Below are 23,119 nucleotides of genomic sequence, written 5' to 3' on the forward strand. Positions count from 1 at the left end.
GACGGTAGCAACGGAACCGGCGCGTGACCCACCTCGCAGACCCCCGGCAACCCGGATGTATAGTTGCTTAAAGCAACTAGTTGTGGTTGCCAATCAATGTGCTGGTGGGGAACATCGAGGTGAGTGTCATGTCCGCAACCGCTCGCGAGCGCCGGATCACGGCGGCCGAACTCGCGGCCGCCGACGAACTCGGTCAGCGGCTGGTCCGGTTCATGCGCGCGGTCAACCGGGCGAAATGGCAGCCCGTCCGGCCGGGTCCGGACGGACTGGAGCGACTCGCCTACGCCGTGCTGTTCTCCCTCGTGCACGAGGGACCGCAGCGCGCGGGCAGGCTCGCCGAACTGCTGCACGCCGAGGCATCCACCATCAGCAGACAGAGCAGACAACTCGTGGCACACGGCCTGGTCGAGCGCCGGGCCGACCCGGTCGACGGCCGGGCGTGCGTGCTGGCGGCCACCGCGGAAGGCGTTCGCGTCTTCGAGGAGAATCGCGCCCAGCGCAACCGGTGGCTGGCCGACATCCTGGCCGACTGGCCCGCATCGGACCGCGACACCTTGACCGCGCTGCTCGACCGGCTCACCGCAGGAATAGAGACCACCACCCGACACCCAGCCGATCCGAAATAGGGCTCATTCATGACGACTTCCACCACCCGGGCTCCGCGGAACCCGGCCGCAGGCGCGGACACGTCACTGTCGCACCGGCAGATCCTGACCATCCTGTCCGGGCTGCTGCTCGGCATGTTCCTGGCCGCGCTCGACCAGAACATCGTCAGCGTCGCGATCGTCAAGATCGCCAACAGCCTGCACGGTTTCGACGAACAGGCCTGGGCGACCACCGCTTACCTGATCACCGCCACGATCACCACGCCGCTGTACGGCAAATTGGCCGACATCTACGGCCGTAAGCCGTTCTACCTCACGGCGATCAGCCTGTTCGTGATCGGTTCGGTGGCGTGCACCTTCGCCACCTCGATGTACCAGCTCGCCGCGTTCCGCGCGTTCCAGGGCCTGGGCGCGGGCGGCCTGATGTCGCTGGCGTTCACCATCATCGGCGACATCGTCCCGGCGCGCGAACGAGTGCGTTACCAGGGCTATTTCATGATGGTCTTCGGCACGGCCACGGTGCTGGGCCCGGTGCTCGGCGGCTTCTTCTCCGACTACGAACAGCTCGGCGGCATCGAGGGCTGGCGGTGGGTGTTCCTGGTGAACGTCCCGGTCGGCGTGCTCGCCCTGCTCGTGGTCGCCAAGGTGCTCAACGTGCCGCACCAGCGCCAGCATCACCGGATCGACTGGTTCGGCGCGCTGACGCTGACCATCTGCGTGGTGCCGCTGCTGATCGTCGCCGAACAAGGCAGGCACTGGGGATGGTCCTCGCACCGCTCGCTGCTCTGCTACGGCATCGGCGCGGCGGGTCTGGTGCTGTTCCTCCTGGTCGAGTTCTTCATGAAGGACTCCGCGCTGATCCCGTTGCGGCTGTTCAAGAATTCGACCTTCAGCGTCACCATCGCGGGCGGATTCATCGTCGGCGTCGCGATGTTCGGCGCGATCACCATGGTTCCGCAGTACTTCCAGGTCGTGCGCGGCTACTCGCCGACCAAGGCCGGTCTGCTGATGCTGCCCTTGGTGCTCGGCATCATGATCGGCTCGCAGGCCGCGGGGCGGATCACCAAGAGCACGGGCCGCTACAAGATCCTGCCGGTGACGGGCACGTTCATCGTCGCGGTCGGCGCGGTCCTGTACGCGCAGGTGCACTACGACAGCCCGCTGTGGCAGCCGCTGGCCATCGGCGGACTGATCGGGCTCGGGCTCGGCTGTTGTATGCAGACGCTGATCATCGCCGCGCAGAACGCCGGTCCGCGCTCCGACATGGGTGTTTCCACCGCGTCGGCCACCTTCTTCCGGCAGATGGGCGGCACGCTCGGCGTCGCGGTGTTCCTGACCATTCTGTTCAATCTGCTGCCGCACCGGATCACCGACGCGTTCGGCGGCGCGCTGCCACCCGGGTTCGGGACCGAGCAGCTCAGCGGCATGCAGTCCAACACCAGCGGCATCGCGGCGCTGCCCGACGCGCTGAAGGTGCCGATCCTCACCGGCTTCACCAACTCCATGCACGGGGTGTTCTACGCGGCGGGCGCGGTCGCGCTGCTGGCCTGCGTGGTGCTGATGTTCATGAAAGAGATCCCGCTCCAGGACACTCCGGCGCCCGCCGCGCAGACGCCGGTCGAGCAGACCGAGGCCGCCGAGTCGCACTGGGACGCGGATCAGGTCTGGGAGGGCGCCGCGCAGGCGCTGTCGGAGCCGGAACCGGTGCTCGCCGCGGCCGCGGGCGGCTACGCCTCGGGCGAACCGGCGGCCAACGGCGCGTACCTGCGCGAGCCGCGGGCGAATTTCGACGGCGCCGAGCACGAAGGCCGTTCGCTCAACGGCTACGTCCATCGCGAGGACGGCAGGCCGGTGCCCGCCGCCGCACTCACGCTGATCGACCATCAGGGGCGGCAGGCCGCGCGGACGAACGGCGGCGCGGACGGCAGTTACCTCGTCGGCGTGCCCGACGCGGGCAACTACGTGCTGATCGTGTCGGCCGCGGGACATCAGCCCGCCGCGGTCAACGTGACCGTCGCAGACCGGCCGCAGCAATTCGACATCACCTTGCTCGGCTCCGGCGAGGTGTCCGGCGTGGTCCGGTCCAGCACCCTGGGCGAGCCGCTGCCGGGCGCGACCATCACGCTGACCGATCTGGACGGCGAGGTCGTCGGATCCGCGACCGCCGAGGGCGACGGCGGCTACGTTTGCCACGGCGTGGTGCCAGGCACGTACACCGTCGTGGCGGTCGCCGAGCACATGCGTCCCAGCGCGACCGCGCTGACCGTGCCGGACAGCGGATTGCTGCACCACGAGATCGTTCTCACGCCGATGGCGGTGCTGGCCGGGTCGGCGTGGGCGGACGGCGGCCGGGCGGTCGCGGACGTGCAGATCAGCGTGCTCGACGCGGCGGGCGTGCTGACCGCGACGACGCGCACCGACGAGAACGGCCGCTATGTCGTCGCGGATCTCGCCGAAGGCGACTACACGGTCGTCGCCCGGGGCTATCCCGCGGTGACCAGCCGGATCACGGTGAGCGGCGGCGAGGTGGCCCACGACGTGCGGCTGGGCTACGACCTCGAGGACGAGGCGACCGGGAAGGTCCCGCCCGTCCGCTGACGGATTTTCCGGCGTACGGAGGAGGGGCGGTGGTCACCGGACCACCGCCCCTCGCCGTTCGCGCCGGTGGATTCGGCCGATTCTCACTCGGCTCAGAAGCGAATCATTCCTCCGGCCGGCCGCGTTTGTGGTCGCCGAATGGTTCGTCGCGTTCCCGGACCGCCGTGCGGAAACCGGCGGTAGCAGCGCGGGTTTGGAAGGCGTAACCCTCCGTGGTGTGCCGGGAGATCCCGTCGAAGACGGTGCTGATCATGCCGGAGTTCGCCACACCCTGGGCGTACAGCGCCGAGTTCAGCGCCAGTTTGGCCATCATCAGCTGGTTGATCGGCATGCGCGCGATCCGCGCGACGAATTCCTCGGTGCGCGCGTCGAGTTCGTCGGCCGGCCAGGATTCGATCGCCAGGCCCCATTCCACCGCTTGCCTGCCCGTAAGGCAGTCGCCGGTGAACAGCAGACGCTTGGCGCGCTGGTCGCCGAGGCGATGCGCCCACATGCCCGCCGCCGGGACACCCCAGACCCGGGTGGGCGGGTAGCCGATCTTGGTGTCGTCGGCGCAGATGATCTGATCGGCGAACAGGGCGATGTCGCTGCCGCCCGCCACGGCGAAGCCGTGCAGTTTGGCCACGGTCGGCTTGTTCGCGTGCATCAGGCTGGCGAAACCGCGGTTGAACCGACTCATCATCGCGTAGTCGATCATCGGGTCCCAGGTCCGCGCCGGATCGTGATTGCGGCCCTGCACCACCGGGTCGACGACCGTCCCCGCCGCGTCGCCGGGACCGCCTGCCACCGCGAAACTCTGCTCGGCGAACATGCTCAGGTCGTATCCGCCGCAGAATCCCTTGCCGCGCCCGGACAACAGGATCACGTGCACCCGCGGGTCCAGATCCGCGCGTTCCACCGCGTGCGCCAGGTCGTTCGGTGTGTCGGGCGTGATCGCGTTGCCCTTCTCCGGCCGGTTGAAGGTGATGCGCGCGATGCGGCCGTCCCGCTCGTAAGTCAGCGTCCGGTACTCGCGTGCGTCGTCCGGGTCCGGGCGTCCGGCCCACGGCGAGTCCGGCTGCTCGGTCCACCCGCGATACCACGCGCCCGAGTCGCCATCGGCCCTGATGTCACTGTCGGTCATCGCTTTCCCTTCGACGCTGGTCCCGAACCCGTCTCCGCAGTCTGGCGCAAACGCCGATTGACAGTCAACATTGACTGTGAAAATGTCGCGCCGACGGAGGGAGCCGGAATGGCCGGACTACGCGAGGAACAGAAACGGGCGACCCGCGCCCGCATCCTCGACGCCGCCGCCGACCTGCTGGCCGAACAGGGCTACCGGGCACTGTCCACCCTCTCCGTTCAGCGTGCCGCGCAGGTCAGCCGCGGAGCGCTGCTGCATCACTTCCCGACCCTCGGCGCGTTGATCACCGACCTGGTCGGCCATCTGGTCGCGCGCAACGAAGCGGCGGTACGAGAGATCGCGGCCGGACTCGGCGACGGAGCCGATCCCGTGCCGCGCGCCTTGACCGCCCTCTACGAATCGATGGCGCGACCGGCGGCGCAAGCCGAGTTCGAACTGTGGACGGCCGCGCGGACCGATCCGGCGCTTGCCGAGGCGTTGCGCGTGGCCGAACGAGAAGCCGGGCGCGACTTGCGGCGCGTGGTGGACGCGCTGTTCGGCCCGAGCCTCGTCGCCCACCCCGGCTATCCGGCCGTCCGCGATCTCACCGTCGCGATCCTGCGCGGCACCGCGATGTCCCGTCCGCTGCGCACTTCGGAGCGCGCCGCCACGGCAACCATCGACCGATGGGCACAGGCCATCGCAGTTCTGCTCGCATCAGGCATTTAGCAATCAAGGAGCGTCGAGGCGACCGAACTCGCTGTGATACGCGTCACTTGCGCCCCGGATTGTGCCGTCTCACACACTCTCGCTATCCTGGCTGCACTTTGAGACCACCGAGTCTCAATGCAGCCTTCGACGGGGCCGGGTTCGACCACCGCGCGGCGCCGGCGAAGGCCTTTCCTGCCGGGGAGCGCCTGCGGCGCCTGTACTACCAGGAGCAAACGCCATGCGATCGAAGTGGATCTCGGCGGCCATCGGTTTCACGGCGATGGCGCTGTCGTGCGTAGGGCCGGGCAGCGGGCCCGCCGTCGCCGAGCCCGAGTGCCCGAGCATGTACGTGGTGGCCATCCCGGGCACCTGGGAAACCACCATCGATGGCGAGCGCCCCGGCCCCGGGATGCTGGCCGGAGTCACCAACGGCCTGCCGTCCTCGGTGCGGGTCGACTACGTCAGCTACGCCGCGACCGCCTTCCCTTGGGAGACCGAGGTTTACGGCGCGTCCAAACGCGAGGCCGTCGACAACGCGCGCGGCATGATCGGAGCGATGGCCAGGGCGTGCGGCGCGACCAAGATCGCATTGCTCGGCTACAGCCAGGGCGCGGACGCCGCGGGCGATCTGGCCGCCGAGATCGGCACCGGGATCGGCGTCGTGCCGCCGTACCGGATCGCGGCGGTCGGACTCATCTCCGATCCGCGCCGCTCCCCCACCGACGCGCTGGTCGGTCCGCCGGTGGGCGGCGCGGGCGCGGGCGGTCCCCGCATCGGCGGCTTCGGCTTCGTCAGCCCGCAGACCCGCACCATCTGCGCGGTCGGCGATCTGTACTGCACCACGGCGTCGGACGATTTCGTGACCCGGTTCGCCGGCTTCCTGGCCCAGACCTCCCATCCCGACCCGGCCGATCTCTGGCGCTACCAGATGGAAATGGGCGCCATCGTCGGCGATCTGATGTCCAACGGCGGAATCCCGTTGCTGCAAAGCCAGTTGTCGGAGTCGGCGAACCAGGAACGGGCCCGGTTGCTGGACCAGTTCTACCGCTCCGAGGCGCACACCGCCTACGGCAGCTACCGCGTCGGCGGCGGCGCGACCGCGCTGTCGTGGATGCACGACTGGCTGGCGTCGCTGGCCTGAGTCAGGGCGCGAGCCGCCGCGCGACCTCGCCCAGGCCCTCCGCGACGGCGCTCTGCTGAGCGGCGCTGAGCACGTCGACGAGGACGCGGCGGACGGTCGCGACATGGTCCGGCGCGATCTGCGCCAGCCGTTCCCGGCCCGCGCCGGTGAGCACGGCGATGACCCCGCGCACGTCGGTCGGGCAGGCCTCGCGCACCAGCAGCCCGGCCTTCTCCAATTGCGTCACCTGGTAGGTCAGCCCGCTTTTGGAGGTGTAGAGCGCGTCGGCGAGTTCGGCCATCCGCAGGCGGCCCTCCGGCGCGTCCGCGAGCCGCACCAGCACCTCGTACTGCGTGTGCGACAGCCCTTCCCGCTTGAGCTGCCGTTCCACCTCACGGCCCACCAGCGCGCCCGCCGCGAGGAAGCTGTGCCACACCTGCATCTCGCGCGCGTTCAGCCACCTGGTCTCCACAGCTCCACCCTAACCATATTGTTCAAATTTGAACAATCAGCTACCGTTTAGTTCGAATTCGAACTACCTGCGGCCGAACAAGGAGGAGCGCCATGACCAGCGTGAACACCGGAAGAATGCCGGTGCTCTATCTCTCCCACGGCGCTCCGCCACTGGCCGATCACGCGAGCTGGCCCACCGAACTGGCGGCGTGGTCGGGCGCATTGCCGCGCCCCCGGGCGATCCTGATCGTCTCCGCGCACTGGGAGGCCGCGCCGATCGCGCTCGGCGCCACCGAGACGGTGCCGCTGGTCTACGACTTCTGGGGCTTCCCCGAGCGGTACTACCAGGTGCGCTATCCCGCGCCGGGCGCGCCGGAGCTGGCCGAGAAGGTGCGAAACCTGTTGCGCGGACCCGGCGTCGCCGTGGCCGACGTCCCGGAGCGCGGGCTCGACCACGGCGCCTACGTGCCGCTGAAGGAGATGTACCCGGACGCCGACGTCCCGGTGTTGCAACTGTCCATGCCGACGCTGGACCCTGGGGCGCTGCTGGACATCGGACGGAAGCTGGCGCCCCTGCGCGACGAGGGCGTGCTGATCGTCGGCAGCGGTTTCTTCACCCACAACTTGCGCGCCCTGACGGCCGACGACGAACACGTGCACTCCTTCACCGCCGAATTCGACGAGTGGGGCCGCGACGCGCTGGCCGCACACGACCTGGACGCACTGCTCGATTTCGAGCGGAAAGCTCCCGCCGCGCGCCTGGCCCACCCCCGCGCCGAGCACTTCGCACCGCTGTTCGTCGCACTCGGCGCGGGCGAAGACGACCTCGGCGCGCTGCGCACCGTCATCGACGGCTACTGGTTCGGCATGGCGCGCCGATCCGTCCAGCTCGGCTGACGCACCACGTCATCGGATGCGCAGCGCCGTCAGCCGCCAGCCCGCCGAGCGCGTCCGGACGATCCTCGCCGCCACGGCGAAACGGCGACCGCCACGGGCATATGCGGCGAAGACCTCGGCGGTCCTGGCATCCACGAGCGCCACGCTCACCCGGATCGGCACCGCGACGCCGAGTGCGTGACCGGGCACCAGACCGGCGTCGAGCAATGTGCGCACCGCGGCGACGACCGTGGCGTCGGCGACCGCGGCCAGTTGCGGTACGGGTCTCCTACGGTCGAGTACCTCGAGGACGATGCGCACCGCCGACTCGGCGAACCGGCGTGCCGCCGAGCGGGTTTCGTCCCCCGCCTGCGCGGCGGACGCATGACTACGCCGCACCGCGCTACGGATCCCGGCACTCGACCGGCCGGACACGGCGCGCGTCCGCGTGCGGCAAGGTAGCGCCCGTGCCGGCGCGGGATCGCGAACTTCGGCGCGCCCGCGGCTGTCCAAGGGCGGCTCCGGATTCGGAGCAGGCGCCAACCAATCGTGATAACCAGCCATGCAAATCCCTTCGAAACCCCGATGTCGAAACCCTGTGACGACCGATTCTGCGGACGAGACACGGGAAAACGCGCGTAGTCGGCTACCCGATTCCGCCCCGACTCACCAGCACCCGCATCCGGCACGCACGAAGACCGACCTAGGTTGGAGGGCAGCCCCGACCGGAAACGGAGACCTTGGATGGCCGACGAGCCAGGAGCGGACGTGACCGTGCCCGGAGAATCCGCGACCCCGCGTCGCCTGGCCCGCCTCGCGCTGCTGGTATCCGCCGGAGTCCTCGCCGGGTATCTCGCGCTCGGCCAATTGATCGCGATCCTGCCGGTTTCCTGGATGATGCCGCTGCTGGGCAACGCGATCGTGCAGTCGGCGGTGCTCTTGCTCGGCTCGGTCCGTGACGCGCTCGGCTCGTGGAACATGGTGCTGGCGGTGGCCGCGACCGGGCTCGCGCTCACCGCGCTTCGCTCCGGCGAGCGGGGACGGCGCCCGGCGGCCGCGGTGACCGGCGTGGCCGTCGTCGGCCTGGTGCTGTCCGTAGTCACGAGCGCGACGCTGGTGTTCGCGGCGCACGACGCGGCGGGCGTCTGGGTTCCGTTCGCCCCGGCCGTCCCGTTCAGCACCGTCGGTGACGCGCCGGACGAGACCGTCACCTACGCGACCGTCGACGGGCAGCCGATCCAGGCGGATCTGTATCTGCCCGCCCCGGGACCGGCCCCGGCCCCACTGGTGGTGAGCATCCACGGCGGCGCGTTCGTCGCGGGCAGCCGCGGCACCGACGCCTACACGACCTGGCTGGCCGACAACGGATACGCCGTCCTCGACGTCGACTACCGCCTCTCCGGCGCGACCGAGCACCGCTGGGACACCGCGGACGCCGACGTCGCCTGCGCGCTGACCTGGGCCGCCGCGAACGCGCAGCGGTACAACTGGGACCTGCGGCGGATCGCCACGTTCGGCGAGTCGGCGGGCGGCAATCTGGCCGTCAACGTCGCGAACAAGATCAACGCGAGCGCCTTGCGGCCCAGCTGTGGCAGCGCGGAGGAGCTGCCCGAGGTGCGCGCCGCGGTCGCGCTGTACCCGGCGGTCGATCTCACCGCTTCCGGCACCGAGACCGCGCTCGGCGTCGACGCGGCCCGGCAGTATCTCGGCGGTACGCCCGAACAGTATCCCGAGCGCTACACCGCGACGAGCTCCGCTCCGCACGTCAGCGCAGCCTCCCCACCCACCCTGTTGATCCAGGGGTCCAGCGATCATCTGGTGCGCGCCGAGCACACCGCGGCCTACGCCGCCGCGCTCGAGACCGCGGGCGTCCCGCAGCGCTACGTCGAGCTGCCTTACGTGGAACACGCCTTCGGCACCACCGAACTCGACACGGGCGCGCGGGTCACCCGCGAACTCACCAGGACCTGGCTGGCGGAATACCTGCCGTAACCGGCGTCACACCGCCGCGCGGGGAATACTCGGGCACCCCACCCGGTTCCTTTGGTTGCCATATCCACCAAATTGAGTCAGACTGAGAACGAAGGAGGCGTCGTGCAGTTCGGAATCTTCACGGTCGGTGATGTGACGACCGACCCCACGACCGGCCGGACGCCGAGTGAGCACGAACGCATCACCGCCATGGTGACGATCGCGCGCAAGGCCGAGGAGGTCGGCCTGGACGTGTTCGCCACCGGCGAGCACCACAACCGGCCGTTCGTGCCGTCGTCGCCGACGACGATGCTCGGCTACATCGCGGCGCGGACCGAGCGGCTCCAGCTCTCCACCGCGACGACCCTGATCACCACGAACGATCCGGTGAAGATCGCCGAGGACTTCGCGATGTTGCAGCACTTGGCCGAGGGGCGCGTCGACCTCATGCTCGGCCGCGGCAACACCGGCCCGGTCTACCCGTGGTTCGGCAAGGACATCCGCGACGGCATCCCGCTGGCCATCGAGAACTACCACCTGCTGCACCGGCTCTGGCGCGAAGACGTGGTCGACTGGGAAGGCAAATTCCGGACGCCGTTGCAGTCGTTCACCGCCACGCCGCGCCCGCTGGACGACGTTCCGCCGTTCGTCTGGCACGGCTCGATCCGCAGCCCCGAGATCGCCGAGCAGGCGGCCTACTACGGCGACGGCTTCTTCGCCAACAACATCTTCTGGCCGAAAGAGCACTTCCAGCGACTGATCCGGCTGTACCGGCAGCGCTACGAGCACTACGGCCACGGCTCCGCCGACCAGGCGATCGTCGGCCTGGGCGGACAGGTGTTCATGCGCAAGAACTCCCAGGACGCGGTGCGCGAGTTCCGCCCCTACTTCGACAACGCGCCGGTGTACGGACACGGCCCGTCGCTGGAGGAATTCACCGAGCAGACCCCGCTCACCGTGGGCAGCCCGCAGCAGGTCATCGACAAGACGCTCACCTTCCGCGAAACGTTCGGCGACTACCAGCGCCAACTGTTCCTGATGGACCACGCGGGCCTTCCGCTGAAGACCGTGCTGGAGCAGCTGGACCTGCTCGGCGAGGAAGTGGTGCCGGTGCTGCGCAAAGAGTTCGCGGCCCTGCGCCCGGCGCACGTGCCGGACGCCCCGACGCACGCGAGCCTGGTCGCCGCCCGCGACGCTGCCGTTGAGGCGACCCGATGACCCGCATCGCCGTCGTCTCCGCGGGCCTGTCGCAGCCCTCGTCGACCCGGCTGCTCGCCGACCGGCTCACCGCGGCCACCGCGGCGGCGCTGTCCGCGTCCGGCGCGGACGCGACCGTCGACGTGGTCGAGGTGCGCGAGCACGCGCGGGATCTGGCCGACAACCTGCTGACCGGATTCGCGCCGACCGGGTTGCGCGCGACGCTCGACACCGTGGCAGGCGCCGACGGCCTGATCGCCGTCACGCCGATCTTCAACGCCTCCTACAGCGGCCTGTTCAAGACGTTCTTCGACGTACTGGAACCGGACGCGCTGGCAGGGATGCCGGTGCTGCTCGGCGCGACCGGCGGCTCGGCGCGCCACTCCCTCGCGTTGGAACACGCGCTGCGACCGATGTTCAGCTACCTGCACGCGGTGGTCGCGCCCACCGCGGTGTACGCGGCGTCGGAAGACTGGGCGTCCGCGGCGACCGAGGGGTTGAGCGCTCGGATCGACCGCGCCGCAGCGGAATTCACCGCCGCGCTGACCAACACGCCGCGAGCGCGTGGCACCGATCCGTACGACGACCCGGTACCGTTCGCACAGCTGCTCGGCACTCACTGATCTTCCCCCGACCGATCCCACCCCCATTCACACCCAACTAGTTCAAATCTCAACTATCAAGGAGAAACGTCATGTCGACCGGAACCACCAACGCTCTCACCGCGGGCACCTGGGCCATCGACCCCGCCCACTCCACGCTCGGCTTCTCGGTGCGCCACCTGATGGTCAGCAAGGTGCGCGGCCGCTTCACCGACTTCTCCGGCAAGCTGGTGATCGGCGAGGACGGCAGCGCCTCGGCCGAGGCCGAGATCCGGGTCGACTCGGTCACCACCGACAACGAACAGCGCGACGCCCACCTGCGCACCGCGGACTTCTTCCAGGCCGAGCAGTTCCCGGTGGCCACATTCAAGTCCACCGGTTTCCGGGTGAAGGGTGACGATTTCGTGGTGGACGGCGAATTCACCATTCGCGGTGTCACCAAGCCGGTATCGCTCGAGGTGGAGTTCCTCGGCGTCAACCCCGGCATGGGCCAGGGGCCGGTCGCGGGCTTCGAGGCCAAGACCGTGATCAACCGCCGCGACTTCGGCATCACCATCGACATGCCGCTGCCCGACGGCGGCGCGGTGATCGGCGACAAGATCACGCTCACCCTCGAGGTCGAGGTCGGCCTGCAGGCCTGATCCGCGCGGTCCCGCGGCTCGATGCCGCGGGAGGCGTTTTCCGTCAGAACAGCGTCATGGGCTCGGCGGCGGCGGGCTCGGGCAGCGGCTCGAGCCCGGGCAGCCGGGCCCTGACCGCGTCATGGAAACGGCGGGCCAGCTCCAGCGAGCCCGCATTGTCCGGCGTGTGCAGGAACACGGTGGGCGAGCGGCCTTCACGCAGCCATTCGGCGACCGTGCCGACCCACGGCCGCCAGCCGTCGACGGTGCGCTGGACGTCGTCGCGGCCGTGATAGCGCACGATCGGGTATTCGGTCAGCGCGCGCATCCTGCGCCGCACCCGCGGCTTCTTCGCGGCCGCCTCCTGTTCCGCCGCGCTGGCGGGCGGACCGTCGAAAAGCACGGTGGTGTCGAACGGCACCCATTCGGCGCCGACCCTGGACAGTACGTATTCCAGCCTGCGCGCCGCCTGCTCGTCCTCGAAGAACGCGGGGTGACGCACCTCGACGGCGACCCGGTACGAGCGCGGGAAGTCGCGCAGGAAACCGGCCAGCACACCGAGATCGGTGGGTCCGAACGAACCCGGCAGCTGGATCCACAGGGCGTGGATGCGTTCGCCGAGCGGCTCCATCGCGGCGAGGAAGGACCGCAGCTCCTGCTCGACGCCGGTCAGTCTGCGTTCGTGGGTGATCGGCTTCGGCAACTTGAGCACGAAGCGGAACGCGGGATCGCATTGCGCCGCCCATGATTCGACTGTGCGCAGCGACGGCGTTGCGTAGAACGTCGTATTGCCTTCGACCGCGTTGCACCACGTGGCGTACCAGCGCAACCGCTCCCCCGGGGAGAGCTGACGTTCCTGCCAGGCCGCGTGCGTCCACATCGCACATCCCACGTGAAGCCGCATGCTCTCGACGCTAACCCACGCTCCCGACACGAGCGCCGGGCCCCGGACTCACCGCCGCGCCCGCTTCTTCGACCGCACCCAGCCGAAGGTCAACTCGACCGCGCGTTTCCAGTTCTCGTACTCGTCCTCCCGCAGCTCCGCGTCCATGCGCGGAACCCATTGGGCGGCAAGGCGCCAATTGTTGCGCAATCCCTCGAGGTCGGGCCAATACCCCACGGCGAGACCCGCGGCGTACGCCGCGCCCAGTGAGACCGTCTCGGCGACGAACGGACGCAGCACCGGAACATCCAGCACATCGGACACGATCTGCATGAGCAGGTTGTTCGAGGTCATCCCGCCGTCCACGCGCAGTGCCGCGGCTTGCAGGCCGGAGTCGGCGTTCATCGCCTCCACCACGTCCCGGGTCTGCCAAGCGGTCGCCTCCAGCACGGCGCGCGCGATGTGGCCCTTGGTGATGTAGGAGGTCAGCCCGGCGATGAGACCGCGCGCGTCGCTGCGCCAATGCGGCGCGTACAGCCCGGAGAATGCGGGCACGACGTAGCAGCCGCCGTTGTCTTCGACGGTGCGCGCGAGGGTTTCGATCTCCGGCGCACTGGTGACCAGTCCGATGTTGTCGCGCACCCATTGCACGAGCGATCCCGTGACCGCGATCGGCCCCTCCAGCGCGTAGACCGGCTCGGGGCCGATCTGGTAGCCGATCGTGGTGAGCAGGCCGTGCTCGGAACGCACCAGGTCGCGTCCGGTGTTCATCATGAGGAAGCCACCGGTGCCGTAGGTGCACTTGGTCTCCCCACGCGCGAAACAGGTTTGGCCGAACAACGCGGCATGCTGGTCGCCGAGGGCGGCGGCGATCGGGATGCCGGGCACGACCCGGCGCGTGTTGCCGTAGGACGCGATCGAGGGCTGGATGCGCGGCAGCATGCGGGCGGGGATGCCGAAGAACTCCAGCAGTTCGTCGTCCCAGGCGAGGGTGCGCAGGTTCATCAGAAGGGTGCGGCTGGCGTTGGTGACGTCGGTGCAATGCAGCCCGCCGTCGGGGCCTCCGGTGAGGTTCCAGATCAGCCAGGTCTCCATGGTGCCGAACAGCACCTCGCCCCGTTCCGCGCGCTCGCGCAGACCTGGCACCGAGTCCAGCATCCAGCGCAGCCGCGGCGCGGCGAAGTAGCTGGCCAGTGGCAGGCCGCACAGCTCGCGGATCCGGTCGGCGCCCGGCTTGTCCCCGAGCTCGCGGACCAGTTCCTCGGTGCGCACGTCCTGCCAGACGATGGCGCGTCCGATCGGCGTGCCGGTGCGGCGGTCCCACACCACGGTGGTCTCGCGCTGGTTGGCGATGCCCAGCGCGGCGATCCGGTCGGCCGTCACACCGGAATCCCGCAGGGCCTGCGGCACGATCCGCTCGACATTGCGCCAGATCTCCAGCGCGTCCTGCTCCGCCCAGCCCGGCCGCGGATAGTGCTGCCGGTGCGGGCGCTGCGCGACGCCGACGAGCCGGGCACGCTGGTCGAACAGGATGCACCGCGTGGAGGTGGTGCCCTGGTCGATGGCCAGCACGTAACGCTGCTTCATGCTCGGCTGCTCCTGATCGACATCGGACGGTCACCGCGGGGACGAAAGTCAGTGACTCGTACCGAGATCGCGCGACACCGCCCGTGCGGCGTCGAGCACCTGACCGACCAGCGCGGGCCGGTGCCGCAACTGGGCGTCACAGAGCCGGTCCACCGCGCCGGTGATGCCGATGGCGCCGACCACGAGGCCACCGGGCGCCCGGATCGGCGCCGCGATACCCGCCTCGCCCGTCCGGAATTCCTCGGTGTCGCCCGCCCATCCGGCCTGCCGGACGCCGCCCAGCGCCCTGGCGAGCGCGGTGCGGTCGACCAGGGTGCGGTGTGTGAGCGGGGCCAGCTCGGCGCGGCGCGTCGTGGCGGCCAGCTCGGCGTCGTAGGCGAGCAGGACCTTGCCCAGCGCGGTGGCGTGCGGCGGCAGCAGTTCGCCGAGTTCGAGCGCCTGCTGGGTATTGTCCGGCCGGAACACGTGATGCACCACGACCACCGCGCCGTCCATCGGCGCGCCGATCCGCACCGATTCGCCGGTGCGCGCCGCCAGCGCGTCGGCCCAGTTGATCGCGCGGGAGCGCAACTCGTTCGCGTCGAGGTAGCTGGTGCCCAGGTGCAGCAGCGCCGCGCCGAGTTGGTACTTGCCGGTGGCCGGATCCTGTTCGACGAAGCCGACGCCTTGCAGCGTGCGCAGGATGCCGTGCGCGGTCGGCTTGGGCAGGTCGAGCGCGCCCGCGATGTCGCCGACGCCGAGCCGCCCGGAGCCGCGGGCCAGCAGCCGCAGAACGGCCGCCGCCCGCTCGATCGATTGGATCGCACCTGGCATATCGGGGAACCTACCCGTGTCGTGATTCGACAATGTCGAACGGCTGGTGATACCTGAGCAACATCATTGAAACCCAGTGTGAGCTGCGCCATACATCCTCCTCGCGCGTCGGACGGTAGCGTCGCCGCCTTCCGGCAACCAGTCGAGGCGTTCGACATTGTCGAACGGCAGCTGTATCCGGGTTCCGCATCCCGTCGTAGTTTCCGTTTCACGCACGGTCGCGTCCGCGACCTGCGGGGGCGAACGGAGGCTCAACGATGAACTTCGGCTCGATCTTCCTCAGTGAAGCACTCGGCACAGGCGTGCTGGTGCTGCTCGGGGTCGGTGTGGTCGCGAACGTACTGCTGGCGAAGTCCAAAGGATTGGACGGCGGCTGGCTGCTGATCAACGTGGGATGGGGGTTCGCGGTCCTGGCTGGCGTCTACGTCGCCTACAAGACCGGCGGCCATCTCAACCCCGCGGTCACCGTCGGCATCCTGTTCAGCGGGGCCGACGAGTTCGCCCCCGGCATCGCGATCTCCGGCTCGACGACACTCGCGTACCTGAGCGGCCAATTCGCCGGCGCTTTCCTCGGCGCGACCGTGGCCTACGTCGCCTACAAGCGCCACTTCGACGCCGAGATCGACGAGGAGAAGAAGCTCGCGGTGTTCGCCACCGGCCCCGCGATTCGCGCCCTGCGCTGGAACTTCGTCACCGAAGTGATCGGCACCTTCATCCTCGTCCTGGTGATCCTCACCTTCGGCCACACCCCGAGCGGGCTCGGCCCGGCCGCCGCCGCGCTCCTGGTCGTCGGCATCGGCGCCTCTCTGGGCGGGCCGACCGGATACGCCATCAACCCCGCTCGCGATCTCGGTCCGCGCATCGCGCACGCGCTGCTGCCGGTGAGCAAGCCCGCCCCCGCCGACGCGGTCCTGGTCCCCGTGGGCGCGGGTGCGCCCGCTCCGGCCGAATCGCCCGACGCCGCACCGCACGGCAAGGACTCCGACTGGGGTTACGCCTGGGTGCCGGTGCTCGGCCCGCTGCTCGGCGGCGCGCTGGCCGGACTCGCCGCGCAGTTCCTGTTCTGAATCCTGCTCTTTCCCAGTAATTTCCCGAAAGGACCGCGATGAGCCAGTACGTCGGCGCCATCGACCAGGGCACCACGAGCACCCGCTTCATGGTGTTCGATCACGGTGGCAACGAGGTCGCCCGCCACCAGCTCGAGCACGAGCAGATCCTGCCGCGCCCGGGCTGGGTGGAGCACAATCCGACCGAGATCTGGGAGCGCACCCGCGCGGTCATCCAGACCACCTTGACCAAGGCCGATCTGGTCGCGAGCGACCTGGCCGCGGTCGGCGTCACCAACCAGCGCGAGACCACGGTGGTGTGGAACCGCAAGACCGGGCGGCCGTACTGCAACGCGATCGTCTGGCAGGACACCCGCACCGACCGGATCGCCGCCGAACTGGAACGAGCCGGGCACGGCGACATCATCCGGCGCAAGGCGGGCCTGCCGCCCGCCACCTACTTCTCCGGCGGCAAGCTGCGCTGGATCCTGGACAACGTCCCCGGGGTGGCGGAGGACGCCGAACGCGGCGACGCGATGTTCGGCACCACCGACACCTGGCTGCTGTGGCAGCTGACCGGCGGTGTCGACGGCGGCGTGCACGTCACCGACCCGACCAACGCCAGCCGCACCATGCTGATGAATCTGGAGACCCTGGACTGGGACGACGAACTGCTGTCCCTGTTCGGAGTGCCGCGCGCGATGCTGCCCCGGATCGCTCCCTCGGCCAACCCGGAACTGTTCGGCACCACCCGCGCCGACGGACCGTTCGGCGGCGCGGTGCCGCTGGCGGGCGTGCTCGGCGATCAGCAGGCCGCCACCGTCGGACAGGTCTGCTTCCGTCCCGGCGAGGCGAAGAACACCTACGGCACCGGCAACTTCCTGCTGCTCAACACCGGAACCGAGATCGTGCGCTCGCAGCACGGCCTGCTGACCACGGTGGCCTACCAGTTGGGCGGGGAGAAGCCGGTGTACGCGCTGGAAGGTTCCATCGCGGTGACCGGCTCGGCGGTGCAGTGGCTGCGCGACCAGCTGGGCATCATCTCCGGCGCGGCGCAAAGCGAATCGCTCGCCCGGCAGGCCGAGGACAACGGCGGGGTGTATTTCGTGCCCGCGTTCTCCGGACTGTTCGCGCCGTACTGGCGCTCGGACGCGCGCGGCGCGATCGTCGGTCTGTCCCGCTACAGCACCAACGCCCATCTCGCGCGGGCGACGCTGGAATCGATCTGCTACCAGACCCGCGACGTGGTCGAGGCGATGCAGGCCGACTCCGGCGTACGGCTGGACGTGCTGCGGGTGGACGGCGGCGTCACCGCCAACGAGCTGTGCATGCAGCTGCAGGCCGACTTCCTCGGTGTGCCGGTGTCGCGTCCGGTGGTCGCCGAGACCACCGCGCTCGGCGCGGCCTACGCGGCGGGGCTCGCGGTCGGCTTCTGGAACGACACCGACGAGCTGGAACGGAACTGGAACGAAGCCAAGCGCTGGCATCCGACCTGGTCGGAGGAACAGCGCGAGCGTGGCTACGCGCGCTGGAAGAAGGCCGTCGCCCGCACCCTCGACTGGATCGACGTCGACGAATGAGGGGCGACGCCGTCCTACCCGAATAACCCCGAAACAAGGAGAGATACCGCTGTGTCCGCACGATTGGACGCCCAGTACCGCGCCCGCGCGGTGAACGCACTCGGCGACACCGAGATCGATGTACTCGTCATCGGCGGCGGCGTGGTCGGCGCGGGCGCCGCCCTCGACGCCGCCGCCCGCGGCCTCACCGTGACCCTGGTGGAGGCCAGGGACTTCGCGGCAGGCACCTCGAGCCGCTCCAGCAAGCTCATCCACGGCGGGCTGCGCTACCTGGAGCAGCTGGACTTCTGGCTGGTGCGGGAGGCGCTGAAGGAACGCGGCCTGCTGCTGCGCCGGCTGGCCCCGCACCTGGTGCGGCCGGTGTCGTTTTTGCTGCCGCTACGCCATCGCGTCTGGGAACGCGCCTACATCGGCGCGGGCGTCGCCCTGTACGACACGATCGGCGGTGCTCGCGCCTTGCCGATGCATCGGCACCTGTCGCACACCCGCGCGCTGGAGCTGGCGCCCGCGCTGCGCGAGGACGCGCTGACCGGAGCGATCCGGTACTTCGACGCGCAGGTCGACGACGCCAGGCACACGATGATGATCGCGCGCACCGCCGCCCAGCACGGCGCGACCGTGCTCACCCGCACCAAGGTGACGGGGCTGCTGCGCGACGGTGAGCGCGTCGTCGGCGCGGAGGTCACCGACCTGGAAACCGGCCGGGTGCACACGGTGCGCGCGCGCCGGGTGATCAGCGCCACCGGCGTGTGGACCGACGAGATGAACCGGATGACCGGCGTCGAGTTCCCGTTCCACGTCCGCATGTCGAAAGGCGTGCACATCCTGGTGCCGCGTCATCGCCTGCATCTGGACACCGGCCTGATCATGCGCACCGAGAAGAGCGTGCTGTTCGTCATCCCGTGGCACGGCCACTGGATCATCGGCACCACCGACACGGACTGGTCGCTGAGCAAGGACCATCCGGCCGCCAGCGACGCCGACGTGCAATACCTGCTCGACCACGTCAACCAGGTGCTGCGCGAGCCGCTCACCCGCGACGACATCGTCGGCACGTACGCGGGGCTGCGCCCGCTGCTGTCCGGCGCGTCGGCCGACACCGCGACGCTCTCGCGGGAGCACGCGGTCGCCGAACCGGCTCCCGGTCTGTTCGTGATCGCGGGCGGCAAGTACACCACCTACCGGGTGATGGCCGCCGACGTCGTGGACGCGGCGGTGGCGGGACTCGGCCGCGCGGTCGCGCCGTCGGTGACCGAGCACCTGCCGATCCTCGGCGCGGTGGGTTACCAGGAACTCGCGGCCGACCTCGACAGCCTGGCGCAGCGCGCGGGCCTGCCGCGGGCGACGGTCGAGCGTCTGCTCGGCCGCTACGGCTCGGCGATCACCGACCTGTTCGACCTGATCGCCCGCGAACCGGACCTGGGCCGTCCGCTCACCGGCGCGCCGGACTACCTCGGCGCGGAGGCGGTGTACGCGGTGACGCACGAAGGCGCGCTGCACCTGGACGACGTGCTCACCCGCCGCACCCGCGTCTCCATCGAGGCCGCCGACCGCGGTCTGGCCGCCGCGCCCGAGGTGGCCTGGCTGATCGGCGCGCACCTCGGCTGGGACGCCGCCGCCACCGAGCGGGAGATCACCCGGTACCGCGAGCGGGTGCGCGCCGAACTGGCCGCCAACCAGGCGGCCGACGACGAGTCCGCCAACGCGGCTCGGATGGTCGCCGTCGCCTGAGCGCGGTCGCGTGGCACGGTTTCCGCGTGGAACCGTGCCACGCCGTGCTCACCGATCCATTCCGCCGTGGCCGCGCGGGGTCGATTCGTCGGTCTCGAGCTGCTCACCGGCCGGGTGCTCGTCGGCGTGCGTCGGTTTGGTGTGCTCCTCGGCGAAATCCGCGTCCTGCTGCATCGACTCCGCCGTTTCGGGATCGATATTCGGTGTGCTCATACCCGGCGCGTACCCGCGACCATCGCGTCGACGCAGCGTACGTGGTCCGGACCTCGCACAATCCCGGCCGCGTCGGGTTGACCTCAACGGCGGTTGAGGATGAAGCATGGTGGCATGACTCGTCCAGCTGATTTCTGGAACACCGTCTATGACAACGACACCGCACCTTGGGTGATCGGCGAGCCGCAACCGGCAATCGTCGCGCTCGAGCGGGACGGCGGCATCACCGGACGCGTGCTCGACCCGGGCTCCGGCGCGGGTGAGCACACGATCCTGCTGACCCGCCTGGGATACGACGTACGCGGCATCGACATGTCGCCGAGCGCGGTGGCGTACGCGCGCGCCAACGCGGCCGAACAGGGTGTGCCGTCGGCCGTGTTCGAGGTGGCCGACGCGCTGGCCCTCGGCGACCGGCCGGACTTCTCCGGTGACCCGCCCGGCTCCGCGCCCGCGTTCGACACCGTCGTCGACAGCGCGCTGTTCCACGTCTTCGGGACCGAGGACGAGGCGCGCGCCGCGTACGTCCGCAGCCTGCACGCCGTCTGCAGGCCGGGCGGAACGCTCTACGTTCTCGCGCTCTCGGATGTCGAGCCGGGGTTCGGGCCGCGGATCAGCGACACGTTGATCCGGGAGTCGTTCCGCGACGGCTGGTCGGTGGAGGACCTACGAGCGACCCAGTACCGCGGACGGGTCACCGATTTGGTCGCGCAAGAAGCGACGGACCTGGAGATCTCCGAGTCCGGCCAGGTCGACGCCGCCGCGTGGCTGGCCCGGATCCGCCGCCTCTGACCCGGCTCATACGCCCTTCGGCGCTTTGCTGCCCATGAAGCCGAACAGGTAGCCCGCGACGCGGCGCATCTGGATCTCCTCGGCGCCCTCGGTGATCCGGTAGCGCCGGTGGTGGCGGTAGATGTGCTCGAACGGCTTGTGCCGGGAGTAGCCGAGGCCGCCGTGCACCTGCATCGCGCGGTCGGCGGCCTCGCAGCACAACCGGTTGGCCCAGTAGTTGCACATCGAGACTTGCTCGGAGACGGCGAACGTGCCGTAGGTGTCCATCGACCACGCGGTCTTGTGAATGAGGGCGCGCAACATCTCGCACTGGGTGTGCAGTTCCACCAAGGGGAACTGGATCGCCTGGTTGGTGGCCAGCGGCTTGCCGAAGGGCTTGCGCTGTTTGGCGTAGGCCACCGACTGGTCGATGCAGTACTGCGCCGCGCCCAGACTGGACGCGGCCTGGCGGATGCGGTTCTCGTTGAAGAAGTGCTGGACCACCGCCAAGCCGCGTCCCTCGCCGCCGAAGACGGCGGAGCCCGGGAGCCGGACGCCGTCCAGCGCGACCCGGGCGTGGTCGGTGGGCATGTTGAAGGTCCAGAGGTACTCCTCGACGATGAACCCGGGTGCGTCGGTGGGCACCAGGAACGCCGTGATGCCCGTCGCGTCGCCGGGGCCGCCCGAGGTGCGCGCGAAGATCAGGTCGGCGTCGGCGATGTGCACACCGGTGTTCCAGGTCTTGCGCCCGGTGATCACCCAGCCGTCGCCGTCGTGGACCGCCGAGGTCTCCATGTGCGTCGCGTCCGAGCCGTGCTCGGGCTCGGTGATGCCGAAGGCGAAGAACTTCGTTCCCGAGGCCAGTCCGTCCACCCACTCCGCCTGCTGCTCGGGCGTGCCGTACTCGAGCATGAGCAACAGGCCGACATTGTTGGCCACGATGGCGTGCTCGTTCTGCAGATCGCAGTGCAATCCGAGGCCACGCCGGGCCAGGTGCTCGCGGATCACCGCCATGCCGAGGTTCGTGCCGTCCCGCCCGCCGTAGCGCGCTGGGAACGCGTAGCGCAGGTGACCGGCGGCGTCGGCGCGCCTGCGGACCTCGGCCAGCAGTTCCTCCCACTCCCCGTTCGGCAGGCCGCCGCGCTCCCAGTCGGTGCGGGCGTCCTCACGGCGGTGGTCGAAGAAGCGGATGTTGTCGTCGGCCTGCTCGAGCGGGGTGATCTCCCGATCGATGAACGCGTCGAGTTCGGCGAGGTAATCGACCAGTTCCGCAGGTAGCTCGAAATCCATCGGGCATTCAGCCTTTCGCAGTGGGTCGGATCTGCATCAGCAGGTCCCATTCGATTTCCGACACGCGGCGTCCGCTGGCCGCCATCACGATGTCGCGCACGCTGCCGTCCAGATAGGCCGCGGCCTGCCCCGCCAGTCCGACGCCCCAGCCGAGCGTGCACAGCACCTTCCACCAGCGGAACCGGTCTTCGTCGAAGCTCCCGCCACCGCGGTGGTAGCCGCGCACGAACGCCTCGCGGCCCGCCAGGCCGCCGAATTCGCGGTCGTCCGCGCGGAAGCGCCACATGCGCAGCGCGGGCCAAGCCACGTCGCGCATCGGATCACCCTGACGCTGCGCGCCTTCCCAGTCGAGCACGGCGCGCAGGCCGTCGGGACCGACGACGATGTTGCCGTTGCGCAGGTCGGTGTGCAGCAGCGCGGTGCGGGGCGGCGCGGGCGGGCAGTGGCGTTCCAGCCAGCGCAGCGCGAGGGCGAACACCGGACGGTCCGGCAGGAGCGCGCGCACCTGCTCGTCGGCCTCGATCAGCTGGCGCTCGGGATCGGCCGCCGCGACGGGCAGCCGTGCGGGCGCGTCCGCCGGGTCGATCGCGTGCAGGCGCCCCATGGCCTCGCCCAATTGCTCGGCGACCCGTTCGCCGATGCCCGACGCCTCGACCAGCCGTAACACCTTGCGCGGCACGGTTTCTCCATCGACGCGCTCGGAGATCACGAACGGGCCCCCGACAAAGGCGGCGTCGGTGCAGATCGCCACCACGGGCGGCGCCGGAACACCGTGCGTGCGCGCCAGTTCCCGGACGGCGGCCTCCACGTCCACCGGAACCAGCTCGATCGCGCTCGGCACGATGGTCGCGACCAGGCGACGCGTCCCGCCGCCCAGATCGGCCTCGAAGGCGACGTTGCGGCGGCGGGCGCCCGCGGAGAGGTATTCGAGGTTCGACACCGTCACCTCGCGGGTTCCCGACCCGAGGAATTCGGCCAAGCCGCGCGCCGGATCGGCGCTCACTCGGCCGCCCAGGCGTCGTAGCCCGGCTTGGCGATCGCCAGATCCGCCCGCACGACGGAGACCAGGGCCGCCCAGAGTCGCTCGTCATCGCCCTCGGCCACCGCGGCGAGCAGCTCGCGCTCCCGCTCGGCGGCGCCGGGGCCCGATTCGATCTCCCTGCGCACGATCCTGGCGAGGTTGGCCCCAACCCGCGCCCTGTGCCGCAACTCCGCGGGCAGGGCGGGTAGCAGCGTCTCCTCGAGCAGCTCGGCGAGCGAGTCCAGCAACTCCGCTGCCGATGGGCGATTCTGCATTCGTTCCCCTCGGTCGACTCCGGCCCTCAGCATGGCACGCGCCGGCGCGGTCCCGAT

General features: G+C 70.0%; 23 protein-coding genes. 13 read left to right on the forward strand and 10 right to left on the reverse strand.

The window, feature by feature from the left end:
- The first annotated feature begins 128 nt into the window (after window positions 1-128).
- Window positions 129-626, forward strand: a complete 498-nt coding sequence (locus ACL03I_RS18720) for a MarR family winged helix-turn-helix transcriptional regulator (protein WP_355075754.1) — start codon at window positions 129-131, stop codon at window positions 624-626.
- Between the two features lie 9 nt (window positions 627-635).
- Window positions 636-3,203, forward strand: coding sequence for an MFS transporter (locus ACL03I_RS18725; protein ID WP_412806556.1), 2,568 nt, complete (start codon window positions 636-638; stop codon window positions 3,201-3,203).
- Between the two features lie 103 nt (window positions 3,204-3,306).
- On the opposite strand, the gene ACL03I_RS18730 is transcribed toward ACL03I_RS18725, so the two are convergent.
- The gene (locus tag ACL03I_RS18730) at window positions 3,307-4,326 is read right to left on the reverse strand and encodes a crotonase/enoyl-CoA hydratase family protein (RefSeq protein ID WP_412806557.1); all 1,020 of its coding nucleotides are present in this window, start codon (window positions 4,324-4,326) and stop codon (window positions 3,307-3,309) included.
- A 108-nt stretch (window positions 4,327-4,434) separates the two neighbouring features.
- Between ACL03I_RS18730 and ACL03I_RS18735 the strand changes: the two genes are divergently transcribed.
- Both ACL03I_RS18735 and ACL03I_RS18740 read left to right on the forward strand, forming a co-directional pair.
- The gene (locus tag ACL03I_RS18735) at window positions 4,435-5,034 is read left to right on the forward strand and encodes a TetR/AcrR family transcriptional regulator (protein WP_412806558.1); all 600 of its coding nucleotides are present in this window, start codon (window positions 4,435-4,437) and stop codon (window positions 5,032-5,034) included.
- Window positions 5,035-5,254: 220 nt separating this feature from the next.
- Complete coding sequence (locus tag ACL03I_RS18740; protein ID WP_412806559.1) at window positions 5,255-6,157, forward strand: cutinase family protein; 903 nt, start codon at window positions 5,255-5,257, stop codon at window positions 6,155-6,157.
- A 1-nt stretch (window position 6,158) separates the two neighbouring features.
- Here ACL03I_RS18740 and ACL03I_RS18745 read toward each other — a convergent pair whose 3' ends face one another.
- Window positions 6,159-6,608: a MarR family winged helix-turn-helix transcriptional regulator gene (locus tag ACL03I_RS18745; protein WP_412806560.1), complete on the reverse strand. Its 450-nt coding sequence runs from the start codon at window positions 6,606-6,608 to the stop codon at window positions 6,159-6,161.
- A gap of 92 nt (window positions 6,609-6,700) precedes the next feature.
- On the opposite strand from ACL03I_RS18745, the gene ACL03I_RS18750 reads away from it, so the two are divergent.
- Window positions 6,701-7,486 carry a DODA-type extradiol aromatic ring-opening family dioxygenase gene (locus tag ACL03I_RS18750; RefSeq protein ID WP_355075743.1) on the forward strand — a complete coding sequence of 262 codons (786 nt, stop codon included), beginning with the start codon at window positions 6,701-6,703 and terminating at the stop codon, window positions 7,484-7,486.
- 9 nt (window positions 7,487-7,495) lie between these two features.
- Here ACL03I_RS18750 and ACL03I_RS18755 read toward each other — a convergent pair whose 3' ends face one another.
- Window positions 7,496-7,864 (reverse strand): Rv3235 family protein, encoded by a 369-nt coding sequence (locus ACL03I_RS18755; protein WP_355075741.1) that lies wholly within the window; start codon window positions 7,862-7,864, stop codon window positions 7,496-7,498.
- A 345-nt stretch (window positions 7,865-8,209) separates the two neighbouring features.
- Between ACL03I_RS18755 and ACL03I_RS18760 the strand changes: the two genes are divergently transcribed.
- The 4 genes from ACL03I_RS18760 to ACL03I_RS18775 all read left to right on the forward strand — a co-directional run bounded on the left by ACL03I_RS18760 (window position 8,210) and on the right by ACL03I_RS18775 (window position 11,876).
- Window positions 8,210-9,457 (forward strand): alpha/beta hydrolase fold domain-containing protein, encoded by a 1,248-nt coding sequence (locus tag ACL03I_RS18760; RefSeq protein ID WP_412806561.1) that lies wholly within the window; start codon window positions 8,210-8,212, stop codon window positions 9,455-9,457.
- A gap of 102 nt (window positions 9,458-9,559) precedes the next feature.
- Entirely contained in the window at window positions 9,560-10,654 is a 1,095-nt protein-coding gene (locus tag ACL03I_RS18765) for an LLM class flavin-dependent oxidoreductase (RefSeq protein WP_412806562.1), read from the forward strand.
- A complete protein-coding gene (locus tag ACL03I_RS18770) occupies window positions 10,651-11,256 on the forward strand; it encodes an FMN reductase (RefSeq protein ID WP_412806563.1) in 606 nt (201 codons plus the stop codon). The genes ACL03I_RS18765 and ACL03I_RS18770 overlap by 4 nt, the downstream gene beginning before the upstream one ends.
- 71 nt (window positions 11,257-11,327) lie before the next feature.
- Window positions 11,328-11,876, forward strand: coding sequence for a YceI family protein (locus ACL03I_RS18775; RefSeq protein ID WP_364429979.1), 549 nt, complete (start codon window positions 11,328-11,330; stop codon window positions 11,874-11,876).
- 43 nt (window positions 11,877-11,919) lie between these two features.
- Here the strand turns inward: ACL03I_RS18775 and ACL03I_RS18780 are convergent, their stop codons facing one another.
- The 3 genes from ACL03I_RS18780 to ACL03I_RS18790 are packed head-to-tail and all read right to left on the reverse strand — an operon-like array spanning window position 11,920 to window position 15,138.
- Window positions 11,920-12,759 (reverse strand): DUF72 domain-containing protein, encoded by an 840-nt coding sequence (locus tag ACL03I_RS18780; RefSeq protein WP_412806564.1) that lies wholly within the window; start codon window positions 12,757-12,759, stop codon window positions 11,920-11,922.
- A gap of 48 nt (window positions 12,760-12,807) precedes the next feature.
- Window positions 12,808-14,325 carry a glycerol kinase GlpK gene (gene glpK / locus ACL03I_RS18785; RefSeq protein WP_356967001.1) on the reverse strand — a complete coding sequence of 506 codons (1,518 nt, stop codon included), beginning with the start codon at window positions 14,323-14,325 and terminating at the stop codon, window positions 12,808-12,810.
- A 48-nt stretch (window positions 14,326-14,373) separates the two neighbouring features.
- A complete protein-coding gene (locus ACL03I_RS18790; protein ID WP_379254154.1) occupies window positions 14,374-15,138 on the reverse strand; it encodes an IclR family transcriptional regulator in 765 nt (254 codons plus the stop codon).
- 257 nt (window positions 15,139-15,395) lie between these two features.
- Here ACL03I_RS18790 and ACL03I_RS18795 point away from each other — a divergent pair, with 257 nt between their 5' ends.
- The 3 genes from ACL03I_RS18795 to glpD are packed head-to-tail and all read left to right on the forward strand — an operon-like array spanning window position 15,396 to window position 19,495.
- Window positions 15,396-16,205 carry an MIP/aquaporin family protein gene (locus tag ACL03I_RS18795; RefSeq protein WP_412806565.1) on the forward strand — a complete coding sequence of 270 codons (810 nt, stop codon included), beginning with the start codon at window positions 15,396-15,398 and terminating at the stop codon, window positions 16,203-16,205.
- Window positions 16,206-16,243: 38 nt separating this feature from the next.
- The gene (glpK, locus tag ACL03I_RS18800; RefSeq protein ID WP_412806566.1) at window positions 16,244-17,764 is read left to right on the forward strand and encodes a glycerol kinase GlpK; all 1,521 of its coding nucleotides are present in this window, start codon (window positions 16,244-16,246) and stop codon (window positions 17,762-17,764) included.
- 51 nt (window positions 17,765-17,815) lie between these two features.
- Complete coding sequence (gene glpD / locus ACL03I_RS18805) at window positions 17,816-19,495, forward strand: glycerol-3-phosphate dehydrogenase (protein WP_412806567.1); 1,680 nt, start codon at window positions 17,816-17,818, stop codon at window positions 19,493-19,495.
- Between the two features lie 48 nt (window positions 19,496-19,543).
- On the opposite strand, the gene ACL03I_RS18810 is transcribed toward glpD, so the two are convergent.
- Window positions 19,544-19,708 (reverse strand): hypothetical protein, encoded by a 165-nt coding sequence (locus ACL03I_RS18810; RefSeq protein WP_355075720.1) that lies wholly within the window; start codon window positions 19,706-19,708, stop codon window positions 19,544-19,546.
- Between the two features lie 114 nt (window positions 19,709-19,822).
- Between ACL03I_RS18810 and ACL03I_RS18815 the strand changes: the two genes are divergently transcribed.
- Window positions 19,823-20,497, forward strand: coding sequence for a class I SAM-dependent methyltransferase (locus ACL03I_RS18815; RefSeq protein WP_412806568.1), 675 nt, complete (start codon window positions 19,823-19,825; stop codon window positions 20,495-20,497).
- Window positions 20,498-20,503: 6 nt separating this feature from the next.
- On the opposite strand, the gene ACL03I_RS18820 is transcribed toward ACL03I_RS18815, so the two are convergent.
- The 3 genes from ACL03I_RS18820 to ACL03I_RS18830 are packed head-to-tail and all read right to left on the reverse strand — an operon-like array spanning window position 20,504 to window position 23,062.
- The gene (locus tag ACL03I_RS18820) at window positions 20,504-21,766 is read right to left on the reverse strand and encodes an acyl-CoA dehydrogenase family protein (RefSeq protein ID WP_412806569.1); all 1,263 of its coding nucleotides are present in this window, start codon (window positions 21,764-21,766) and stop codon (window positions 20,504-20,506) included.
- A gap of 7 nt (window positions 21,767-21,773) precedes the next feature.
- The gene (locus ACL03I_RS18825) at window positions 21,774-22,769 is read right to left on the reverse strand and encodes a phosphotransferase family protein (RefSeq protein WP_412806570.1); all 996 of its coding nucleotides are present in this window, start codon (window positions 22,767-22,769) and stop codon (window positions 21,774-21,776) included.
- Window positions 22,766-23,062: a DUF6285 domain-containing protein gene (locus ACL03I_RS18830; protein WP_355075713.1), complete on the reverse strand. Its 297-nt coding sequence runs from the start codon at window positions 23,060-23,062 to the stop codon at window positions 22,766-22,768. The genes ACL03I_RS18825 and ACL03I_RS18830 overlap by 4 nt, the downstream gene beginning before the upstream one ends.
- Window positions 23,063-23,119: the final 57 nt, after the last annotated feature.

The organism is Nocardia sichangensis (assembly GCF_047200615.1).
In the GTDB taxonomy this organism is placed as follows: domain Bacteria; phylum Actinomycetota; class Actinomycetes; order Mycobacteriales; family Mycobacteriaceae; genus Nocardia; species Nocardia sichangensis.

Bases quoted from the DNA above. Each gene is read 5' to 3' on its own strand.
- ACL03I_RS18830 (WP_355075713.1), bottom strand. From the start codon at position 23,062: ATGCAGAATCGCCCATCGGCAGCGGAGTTGCTGGACTCGCTCGCCGAG.
- ACL03I_RS18725 (WP_412806556.1), top strand. From the start codon at position 636: ATGACGACTTCCACCACCCGGGCTCCGCGGAACCCGGCCGCAGGCGCG.
- ACL03I_RS18820 (WP_412806569.1), bottom strand. From the start codon at position 21,766: ATGGATTTCGAGCTACCTGCGGAACTGGTCGATTACCTCGCCGAACTC.
- ACL03I_RS18780 (WP_412806564.1), bottom strand. From the start codon at position 12,759: ATGCGGCTTCACGTGGGATGTGCGATGTGGACGCACGCGGCCTGGCAG.
- ACL03I_RS18770 (WP_412806563.1), top strand. From the start codon at position 10,651: ATGACCCGCATCGCCGTCGTCTCCGCGGGCCTGTCGCAGCCCTCGTCG.
- ACL03I_RS18815 (WP_412806568.1), top strand. From the start codon at position 19,823: ATGACTCGTCCAGCTGATTTCTGGAACACCGTCTATGACAACGACACC.
- ACL03I_RS18740 (WP_412806559.1), top strand. From the start codon at position 5,255: ATGCGATCGAAGTGGATCTCGGCGGCCATCGGTTTCACGGCGATGGCG.
- ACL03I_RS18790 (WP_379254154.1), bottom strand. From the start codon at position 15,138: ATGCCAGGTGCGATCCAATCGATCGAGCGGGCGGCGGCCGTTCTGCGG.
- ACL03I_RS18795 (WP_412806565.1), top strand. From the start codon at position 15,396: ATGAACTTCGGCTCGATCTTCCTCAGTGAAGCACTCGGCACAGGCGTG.
- ACL03I_RS18730 (WP_412806557.1), bottom strand. From the start codon at position 4,326: ATGACCGACAGTGACATCAGGGCCGATGGCGACTCGGGCGCGTGGTAT.
- ACL03I_RS18720 (WP_355075754.1), top strand. From the start codon at position 129: ATGTCCGCAACCGCTCGCGAGCGCCGGATCACGGCGGCCGAACTCGCG.
- glpK (WP_412806566.1), top strand. From the start codon at position 16,244: ATGAGCCAGTACGTCGGCGCCATCGACCAGGGCACCACGAGCACCCGC.
- ACL03I_RS18750 (WP_355075743.1), top strand. From the start codon at position 6,701: ATGACCAGCGTGAACACCGGAAGAATGCCGGTGCTCTATCTCTCCCAC.
- ACL03I_RS18735 (WP_412806558.1), top strand. From the start codon at position 4,435: ATGGCCGGACTACGCGAGGAACAGAAACGGGCGACCCGCGCCCGCATC.
- ACL03I_RS18775 (WP_364429979.1), top strand. From the start codon at position 11,328: ATGTCGACCGGAACCACCAACGCTCTCACCGCGGGCACCTGGGCCATC.
- ACL03I_RS18810 (WP_355075720.1), bottom strand. From the start codon at position 19,708: ATGAGCACACCGAATATCGATCCCGAAACGGCGGAGTCGATGCAGCAG.
- glpK (WP_356967001.1), bottom strand. From the start codon at position 14,325: ATGAAGCAGCGTTACGTGCTGGCCATCGACCAGGGCACCACCTCCACG.
- ACL03I_RS18760 (WP_412806561.1), top strand. From the start codon at position 8,210: ATGGCCGACGAGCCAGGAGCGGACGTGACCGTGCCCGGAGAATCCGCG.